Source organism: Vibrio rubrogenes (assembly GCF_059641415.1).
The window spans coordinates 122386-131239 of record NZ_JCARSY010000012.1 but is presented as its reverse complement, the minus strand read 5'-3'; the positions used below and the strand labels follow the sequence as shown (position 1 = coordinate 131239).

At 46.2% G+C, this 8854-nt stretch carries 8 protein-coding genes; 3 read left to right on the top strand and 5 right to left on the bottom strand.

What is annotated here, in order from left to right; translation table 11 throughout:
* Positions 1 to 205 precede the first annotated feature (205 nt).
* Positions 206 to 1087 (top strand): HEPN domain-containing protein, encoded by an 882-nt coding sequence (locus tag AC55NX_RS11185; protein WP_496995801.1) that lies wholly within the window; start codon positions 206 to 208, stop codon positions 1085 to 1087.
* Positions 1088 to 1365: 278 nt separating this feature from the next.
* Here the strand turns inward: AC55NX_RS11185 and AC55NX_RS11180 are convergent, their stop codons facing one another.
* Positions 1366 to 1545, bottom strand: coding sequence for a hypothetical protein (locus AC55NX_RS11180; RefSeq protein WP_496995800.1), 180 nt, complete (start codon positions 1543 to 1545; stop codon positions 1366 to 1368).
* Positions 1546 to 1586: 41 nt separating this feature from the next.
* Here AC55NX_RS11180 and AC55NX_RS11175 point away from each other — a divergent pair, with 41 nt between their 5' ends.
* Positions 1587 to 2540 carry a hypothetical protein gene (locus tag AC55NX_RS11175; protein WP_496995799.1) on the top strand — a complete coding sequence of 318 codons (954 nt, stop codon included), beginning with the start codon at positions 1587 to 1589 and terminating at the stop codon, positions 2538 to 2540.
* Between the two features lie 130 nt (positions 2541 to 2670).
* On the opposite strand, the gene AC55NX_RS11170 is transcribed toward AC55NX_RS11175, so the two are convergent.
* From AC55NX_RS11170 to AC55NX_RS11160, 3 genes are all read right to left on the bottom strand, one after another.
* Positions 2671 to 3582, bottom strand: a complete 912-nt coding sequence (locus AC55NX_RS11170) for a DUF808 domain-containing protein (RefSeq protein WP_496995798.1) — start codon at positions 3580 to 3582, stop codon at positions 2671 to 2673.
* A 135-nt stretch (positions 3583 to 3717) separates the two neighbouring features.
* Positions 3718 to 4524, bottom strand: coding sequence for an AraC family transcriptional regulator (locus tag AC55NX_RS11165; protein WP_496995797.1), 807 nt, complete (start codon positions 4522 to 4524; stop codon positions 3718 to 3720).
* Positions 4525 to 4681: 157 nt separating this feature from the next.
* Positions 4682 to 5101: an OsmC family protein gene (locus AC55NX_RS11160; protein WP_496995796.1), complete on the bottom strand. Its 420-nt coding sequence runs from the start codon at positions 5099 to 5101 to the stop codon at positions 4682 to 4684.
* 587 nt (positions 5102 to 5688) lie between these two features.
* Here AC55NX_RS11160 and AC55NX_RS11155 point away from each other — a divergent pair.
* On the top strand, positions 5689 to 6156 hold the full coding sequence (locus AC55NX_RS11155) for a dCMP deaminase family protein (protein ID WP_496995795.1): 468 nt from the start codon (positions 5689 to 5691) through the stop codon (positions 6154 to 6156).
* A gap of 28 nt (positions 6157 to 6184) precedes the next feature.
* On the opposite strand, the gene AC55NX_RS11150 is transcribed toward AC55NX_RS11155, so the two are convergent.
* Positions 6185 to 8842: a hybrid sensor histidine kinase/response regulator gene (locus tag AC55NX_RS11150; protein ID WP_496995794.1), complete on the bottom strand. Its 2658-nt coding sequence runs from the start codon at positions 8840 to 8842 to the stop codon at positions 6185 to 6187.
* Positions 8843 to 8854: the final 12 nt, after the last annotated feature.

Genomic DNA, 8854 nt, shown 5'->3' with positions numbered 1-8854 from the left:
GCATTTCAATGAATATATATCGTGTCCGTTGTCATCAAGATGTTGATATACCATTCAGTAAATCATGATACGCCTAGTTTGAAAGAGGGTTGCCCTACTGCTTTGAATTGAATCGCATTTTTCTCAGTAATACAGGTATGAGAGTATTCTTTGCCTACGCATTCTTTTATGCTAAAACCATTCATCACTGACCAAACATTACTTTATGAAAACATCTCTCGACCATCTGCCTGAATCCAAACAGCAAGAGCTTGCCACGATCTCGACCATTCTGCGCGATACGCTGGAAGACTATCTTGAGGGCAAGACCGGGAGTAAAAGCAAGTTTCGCATCTTAAAAATTATCCTGTTCGGCAGCCACGCCAAAGGCAACTGGGTCAGCGATCCGGTCAATGGTTATATCAGCGATTACGATATTTTGGTGATTGTGAACAAAGCCGCACTGGTTGAAGAAGATATTGTCTGGCAGCGCGCCAAAGAGCAGATTGAGCGCAAAGTGACTTCCGCACCGTTGGGGCTGATTGTCCACGATTTGCAGGAAGTGAATGAGCGGTTACAACAGGGTCACTATTTTTTTCGCGATATTCGCGAAGAGGGGATAGAACTGTTTGCTGCTACCCCGAAACCACTGGCAGAGCCGGGTGATTTAACCGAGCAAGAAAAACGAGAAATAGCACGTAAGCATTATCAACAGTGGTTTGAAAGTGCCAATGATGATTTGGCCATGTATCACTATGCGCGCAAAGACTTACGACTAAAAAAAGCAGCATTCGAACTTCATCAAACGACAGAACATTTATTTGCCTGTACCCTACTCACCTGTACCAATTATTTACCTAAATCTCATAATATTGAGAAACTGGGGAAACTGTGCGCTCAAATCGATCCTGAGTTTACGACGATTTTTCCGCTCGATAATAAATTCCACCGCCGCTGCTTCCGCCGCCTGCAACGCGCCTATATCGAAGCCCGTTATTCGGAGCATTATGAAATTACTGCAGAAGAGTTGAATTATCTGGTAACAGAAGTCCGACGTCTACAGGAGCTGGCGGAGCGGGTTTGTTTAGCGCGGATTGATTCTGCCTGAATGGTTTTCTTTGTTGGGTGGTTAATTTGAATAGAGTGAAATCTTTTTAAAAAGCCAAATTGATCGATGTTCTCAGGGTAAAATTCAGGGACGAATTTTAAGCTTTTCGTGAGCAGGAGCGAATAAAAGCGACCCTGATTACGTGCGCTGAACTTAAACCTAGGCCTTTTGGGGTACTTTTTCGGCCTTGAAAAAGTACCTGGGGCGCTTTCGGAGATGGCAATGAGATCGGAGAAAGTCATTGCGCACCAAACACCTGCATCACAAGTTTTATCTTCCTAACCTCCGGCTCCCAAATTTGACGTACAATTACGTTTTTCGATTTCAAAAGAATTGGTACTCAGTGCCATATTCCCTAATATGGCGCGAGTTGAGATATAATAACGACAGTTTTGTGCCAGACGGGCGATGACGGTGTTGTCACGCGTTAATGAAAGTGAGCGACCTTTATTTGGCATTTCATTCAATCAAAAAATAATTTTATTTCTACGGGGTTTTTGTGCGTAATTTTTTCATTATTCTCTTGTCATTAGGCTATCTTTTTTCTCCAACACTATTATTTATAAATGGCTATTTTGAAATCGACCTGATTAGGAATCATTTAGAATCACTATTGAATATAGAAAAGTGGCAATTTGGGGCGACAGCGCTGTTATTTGCGGTGTGGTGGTTAATCGCTTTTGGGCTTTACTCCAAAGGAAAATCATATTACCTCAATGATTTAGCCGGCATTTTAGGGGTCGCTGTTGCAATGCTGTCTCTATCGGGGATGGCATTTTGGCCTCATAAAGTTCTGGTACTATTTTTTATGGTTTCAGGCTTTCTATGTATCTACTGTGTCAGTGTTCCAGTTTATAAATGGTTTTTCAGAACGCTTAAGCAGAAAGAATTTGAGCTGGCGCTCTTGTCGGCATCCATTGTGGCCTTAGCTCTCTACGTTCTTGATGGTTACGCCAGTATTTGGCTCAATCAGATTTTTGGTGTGAGTGCTCAGTATTTTAGTTTCACGAAACCCATCGCGATGCTGCTTATTCTTACACCTTGGCTGGCCTTAATTTCTTTTGTGCTGATTATTGTACTCACAATTTATTACTCCATCGGCAATAAGTCGCAATTTTCCAAAATCGCCATTTATAAATCCAAGGCTCAAAAAGGCAATTCTCGGATTTTTCGGGTTTGTCTCAGGAAAGATAACGGGCACAATTTCTATTCAGTGAACAAAATCATGGCTTGTTATGTCATCTTAATTTTAAGTATGGCTTTTGGCAGTCGTGCGACTGAAACCGCAGTTCTCGTGGCGAGTAAATTTGATTTTGATGCTAAAACACCTTGCAAAGAAAGTCATGCTGCTAACGGTGGTATTGTTTTGGATCCCGCGTTAAATCATGTATTGGTCAAAGTTGTTGAGGATGGAAAAACAGATTTCATCGTGAAAGCGTGCACGCTTGAGTAATTTTTCCAGACGGATATTTTTGGCGGTTTTGCCATCTATCGAAAGGAAATGGGGCGTAATCAGAGAAGTCATTAGCATCGACAAAAGTCCTTGCGCCCCACAACACCTTAGCATGATTGAGAAATCGCCCTCACTCAGCAGAGCGGGCAAAACGGCGGTGTCCCCATGTCCAGACACCGGCGAGGATTAATCCGGCCAGAAAACCGATAAGACTCTGCCCCACCAGACGCCCGACAGACTGCATCAGATAGATATCCGGTATGCCGTGGATCAGGGATTCAATCCCGTGATGCAGCAAGACTACCTGATGGGTGATGATGCTACCACCGACCAAAAACATCGCCAGCGTACCGACCACGGTCAACAGCTTCATAAACCGCGGGGCGGCGTGAATCAGCATCTGGCCGATCACATGTAAAATCCCCCGGCTATGGGAACGCCTTTCGAGATAGAACCCGAGATCATCCAGCTTGACAATCCCGGCGACTAATCCATACACACCTGCGGTCATCAATATCGCAACAAAACTCATCACTAAGATTTGATTTAAAGCGGTCTGTCCCTGCACGGTTCCCAAGGCAATCACAATGATCTCTGCCGACAGAATAAAGTCGGTGCGGATTGCCCCTGCAACTTTGCGCTTTTCGTAAGCTTCGAGAGACAGGGATTCCGTATCTTCTTCGGGGGCAGCATCCTGATGGGGTGAATGACCATATTTTTCAATCACCTTCTCTGCCCCTTCAAAGCAGAGATATAACCCGCCGATCAATAGCAATGGCATAATCAGCCACGGGGCGATTTGACTGAGCCCCCATGCAATCGGCACGAGAATGACTTTATTGCGCAGCGACCCTTTGGCAACGGCCCACACCACCGGGATTTCACGCTCTGCTGCCACACCGGAGACTTGCTGCGCATTGAGAGCCAGATCATCCCCCAACACCCCGGCCGTTTTTTTGGCAGCCACTTTCGACATCACCGCAATATCGTCGAGTAAGGTCGCGATATCATCCAGAAGGGTAAGTAAGCTGACACCAGCCATACAGGTTCTCTCATTCGGTATTCGACTAAAATGTGACGCTTATCATGAACCGATTCGCGCGGTAAGACAAGCACATCAATCCAGTACCACATCATGACCCAAACAGCGGAAAAATAACAAATAGCGAATGGATACTCACTCATCAAGCGTGAGGAAACGGTGCTTATACTGTTCTGGCGTTACACCGGCATACTTTTTAAACATGTTGATAAACGGGCTTGCCTGACGGTAGCCAAGGGTATAGGCAACCTCTTTGACGGAGCAGCCATGACGCAGCAACTCCATTGAATGCAAGTAGCGAACCCGCATTCGCCATTCAGTGAAGCTCATTCCCAGCTCGCTCTGGCAACAGCGTGCCAGCGTGCGTTCGGTGGTGTGCACCCGCTCCGCCCAGATTTTCAAACTGGTATCATCGGCAGGATTGTCTTCAACCGCAGCCAAGATAGGTGAAAGATATTTATGCGTTGATGAGGGTAAAAAGTGGAGTTCGGTCTCCTGCGCGGACAGTTGATCGAGCAAGACATCAACCAACCGCTGATCCGCTTCACTCTGCGGAACACTCACTTGCCGCTGACGAAAATCTTCAATAATCGCCTGCACAATCGGGGTGATTTTGAGCAAACTGGTTTGTTCAGGAAATGCCGCCGTCAGAGACTGATCAATGTTGAGCGAACAGTAGTCGAGGGGTTTGCGGTTATAGCTGCGATGCACGACACCGGCCGGCACCCAAATCGCTAAATGTGGCGGTGCAAGAAACCGTGTTTGCTCGGCTTCCATTTCTAAAATGCCGCCGGAAATCAGTTGCACCTGCCCCCAAGGATGGCTGTGAATGCGTGTCTCGGTGTTCGAAACAAACGCTTCGAAATTCATAAAAACATCTGACGGGGCCTGTTTCACGGCAAACTGAGGATGAAGCCGCCAAGCGGATTTATTTTTTTTCATCCCAACCTCATCTTATCGACTGATTCTCGCACTATCGTTATGTTCTGACATCGTCTTGTCTTGAAATCGCCCCGTTTTGAATGGATACGCTTTGCATTCATCATGTCTTGAACTTAAAAGCTTTGATTCAATGCATCACGCCATGCTAGCCATACTATCAGGCGCTTGCTGTATCCGCCGTGACGATTTCCCAGCTGTGACGCATTTCCACGCCTTGACCGAGCATCAGACAAACCGAGCAGTATTTCTCCAGTGAATCGGCAGTGACTTGACTGACAATCGCCGGATCCAATGCTTCACCGGAAACCTGAAAATGGATATGGATCTGCGTAAACAGGCGCGGTGCTGTGTCACGACGCTCCGTAGTCAGCTTCGCCCGGCAGTCGGTCACGCGTTGGCCTGCCGATTTCAGCCCGTCAACCACATCGACTGAGCTACAACCGCCGGCGGCCATCAACACCATTTCCATTGGACTCGGTGCCGTTTTGCCACCGCTGCCATCCATCACAATCGAATGACCCGACGCGGACTGACCCATAAATTTCAATCCATCAACCCAAGTAACCTCAGCTTGCATATACACTACCTTCATCTGTTGAAAAACGCCGCTTATCCTACACGCCACTAACCGGAATGCAAATAGAAAACCCCATCAAGCGAGGCTTGATGGGGTTTCTGTTCTTACTTGCAGCAATCCGGCTACTCAATGTGCTCCCTGCATCTATTCCCTGATAGTCTGCTGAGTCCTTCAGCGCATTCCATTACATCGCCATCTTGGCGTGTGTCCCTTTGCGATCCATGCCGATGAGTCTTCCTGAATCATCGAATCTTCTTCCTGAAGATGACCAATCCCTGGGCCTTTCCTGTTCCTTGTCAGCATCCTACCGACAGATTCAGAATACGCGAATTCGATTTTCGTGCAAATCATCGTGACGCAAACGATTACGCGGATTAAGTACCCAAAAACAGACAAACTTATATTTATCATGTAATTAAGATTAAAATTAACTGATAAAACTGACACACAAACAGCTATTTCTCACAATCTATGTAAGAGATCTCTTACAAAAATAATCCGAAAAAACGCCCTGTTCCCTCCGTGCCGGATTCAATATAAACTGCGTGATATCAATATCAGCAAAAATAACATAGGGTTGTCAGACAATGATGTCAAAATGGGTTCACCGCTTCTATCAGATGGCCGAACTGGTTTCGTCCTGGAGTAAAGATCCTTCCACTCAGGTTGGTGCCGTAATTGCCAAACAGAACCGCATCGTTTCGGTCGGATTCAATGGTTATCCTCATGGCATCTCAGATAGTGTCGATATCGATGACCGGGATATGAAATATCTGAAAACCCTGCACGCGGAAGAAAATGCGATCCTCTTCGCCAAACGTGATCTGGATGGATGCGAGATTTATGTCACTCATTTTCCCTGCCCTAACTGTGCCGCCAAAATAATCCAGACAGGCATCACCACGGTTTACTGCCCTGAGCAGAGCCAAGACTTTCTCTCCCGCTGGGGCGATAAAATTCAGGTCAGTCAGGATATGTTCAATCAGGCCGGTGTCCAAGTCTGCTGGATACCGCTCAGCGAGCTGAACAATCGCGCGGATAACAATACCCGTTAGGATGACTCGGATATGAGGTCCTGTCAGCTCATCGGGATGACGACACTTGAAGCGAGTTAAGCATTTCGAGCAGTTGTTCCGCTTTATAAGGTTTTGGCAGGTATGCATCCATACCTGCCTCATAACACTTGGTAATATCTTCATCGAGCACACTGGCCGTCAGCGCAATGATCGGGACATGTCCGCGTTGATTTTCAATTTCCCAGTGACGGATTTTGCGTGTAGCCGTAAAACCATCCATCACAGGCATCATGCAATCCATCAATACTGCGGTATACTGACCGCCCTGCGTCATAACATCTAATGCTTCCTGACCGTTATTGACCACGGTATATTCAAAATCAGCTTTATCGAGAAAGAAACTGGCAATCTTCTGATTCATCAGATTATCTTCCACCACTAAAATTCGTTTAGTCAGCAGGGCGGCCGCGACTTTGCTTTTTCCCCGAGCGGGTTGATACAGTGCCGGGTGGGTATCCCGCAGCGCCGATTCCATTCGGGCTCCTAAAAACGGCAGGGTAATATTTGCATCGGTCAGGCTTACCAACGCCCGGTTTAAGAATAAATGATGCTGACAAGTAACAATTCTTACCGAAGGAAAAAGCTGACGTAACTTTTCAATATCTTGGCTGGCATTGCGTGTCAGGCAAGGGCAATACAAGATAATATCTAATGAACGGTCAAGCTTCTGGCCGATGTCATCCAATGATTCGATTCTGTTCAGCTCACCGCCGAGTCGTTGGCACTCCTGATGAATTTGCGCACTGTACACTGAACTGTTCGAAATCAGCAATGCGCGAAATGCAAATGGCTCAGATTTCGGCTGCTCCGCAGGCAGCTTGAGCGGGATTCTCGCCTCAAAACTACTCCCTTTTCCCTTGACCGACTCAACCGTCAGCGAACCATTCATCAGTGTCAGTAATTGCTTACAGATCGGCAACCCTAATCCGGTACCGCCATAACGCCGCGTGATACTGTCATCCTCTTGGCTAAACGGTTCAAAGATCTGCCCGATTTTCTCCGGCTCAATGCCAATCCCGGTATCTTTGATGCGGCAAATCAATGTTGAATCTGCCTCCTGAAAGATGATTTCCGTTCTGATCTTACCCTCACGGGTAAATTTCACGGCATTCGACAGGAGATTCATTAAAATTTGTCTGATACGAAACTCATCCGCAATCACCAGAGTCGGTAATTTCGGATCGAGTGAGATTTGCAGCTCGTTAAATTGGGCAACCGCCTTGGAATTCAGCATATTGACTGCGTCATAGACGAGTTCTTTTACATTGAACGAGTGCGGTGAAATCGTCAGTCGGCCGGATTCAATTTTAGACAGGTCTAGAATATCGTTGATGAGAATCAGCAAGGTTTGCGAAGAGACTTCAATATCCGCAATCACTTCTTTTTGTGCCGCAGTCAGCTCGTGCATCCTGAGCATTTCCGTTAAACCGATAATCCCGTTCAGCGGTGTCCGAATTTCGTGGGACATATTGGCAAGAAAGGCACTTTTTGCCCGATTGGCAGAGACGGCCTCTTCTTTGGCTTGTACCAGGTGGACTTTCTGCTCAGTCAACGTTTGCATCACATCATTCATGCCGATTGCAAAACGAGCAAACTCGTCATAACCGTCAACGGGAATCTTTTCCACATGGCTGAACTGCGACTTTTCATTGATCTGTGCCATCGCATGTAAGATCCGGCTCAAGCGGGTAGAAATACGATATGAGGTACTAATACTCAGCAAGATCAAACCAGACAACGTCAGGGTTACCAACATAATCGCCATATAGATAAACTGTTCATCACGATTCACCAGTGTCTGGATTTTCTGCGATAACGACTTGGCGTAACCGAGTACAAGCTGACGCAATGCACCCTGCTTGCGTTCAAGGCTGGTAATATATTTATCGAGAAGCTGAGGCTCAATCCGGTCATAAAGCACCTTGTCTCTCAAAACACTGGCCTGTTGAAATTCTTGCTGAGACAGAAACTTGGTCATCTGATTCAATTGCGCATCACTGGCACCGAAATTGATAAAATATTCCATGTAGGTTTGCTGTCTCGCAATAATTTCAAAATATTCTTGACGCATAAAGGCATCGACCCGATGCTTGTTGCGGATCTCCTGCATTAACCACGTTTCTCGTTCAATCCAGTACAGAAACCAGCTTAACTGACCAAACGTTGTTTCCATTTGATAGATATGAGTGGGCGCTAAATAGCCCGACTGCTTTTGCAAAGCGACCATCATTTCATAGATTAAATCAAATCCCCACAATGACTGAGCCATCACTGCATCATCCTGAATACCGGACAGCCGTTCTGTCAGTTTTGACAGTTCATCGAGATTGGAGACCATCACCTGTTGGTCACCGTGCGCCAACACTCCGCCTTGACTTTGCTTGAGTGCAACAGCAATGTTTTTCGCTGTCTGATGAAACAGTAACAGTTGATGAGATTCGATCGCACCAGTTTCCTGTCTGAGATTCAGCAACTGGTAAAATTGATCGGATAATGTAGAGACTTTCTCTAAGATTGAGATGCGAGATATCGTATTGGCGTATCCGCTCATTCGGTTTTCGACTTGCATGAACCACTGATATGCACCCCAACTGATCATGATGACTGGCACGATGCATAACACTATCAGTCGGTTTTTTATCGATAAACATTTGAGTACCGACATAATTTCTTCCTT

Bases quoted from the DNA above. Each gene is read 5' to 3' on its own strand.
- AC55NX_RS11185 (WP_496995801.1), top strand. From the start codon at position 206: ATGAAAACATCTCTCGACCATCTGCCTGAATCCAAACAGCAAGAGCTT.
- AC55NX_RS11180 (WP_496995800.1), bottom strand. From the start codon at position 1,545: ATGCCAAATAAAGGTCGCTCACTTTCATTAACGCGTGACAACACCGTC.
- AC55NX_RS11170 (WP_496995798.1), bottom strand. From the start codon at position 3,582: ATGGCTGGTGTCAGCTTACTTACCCTTCTGGATGATATCGCGACCTTA.
- AC55NX_RS11165 (WP_496995797.1), bottom strand. From the start codon at position 4,524: ATGAAAAAAAATAAATCCGCTTGGCGGCTTCATCCTCAGTTTGCCGTG.
- AC55NX_RS11160 (WP_496995796.1), bottom strand. From the start codon at position 5,101: ATGCAAGCTGAGGTTACTTGGGTTGATGGATTGAAATTTATGGGTCAG.
- AC55NX_RS11155 (WP_496995795.1), top strand. From the start codon at position 5,689: ATGATGTCAAAATGGGTTCACCGCTTCTATCAGATGGCCGAACTGGTT.
- AC55NX_RS11150 (WP_496995794.1), bottom strand. From the start codon at position 8,842: ATGTCGGTACTCAAATGTTTATCGATAAAAAACCGACTGATAGTGTTA.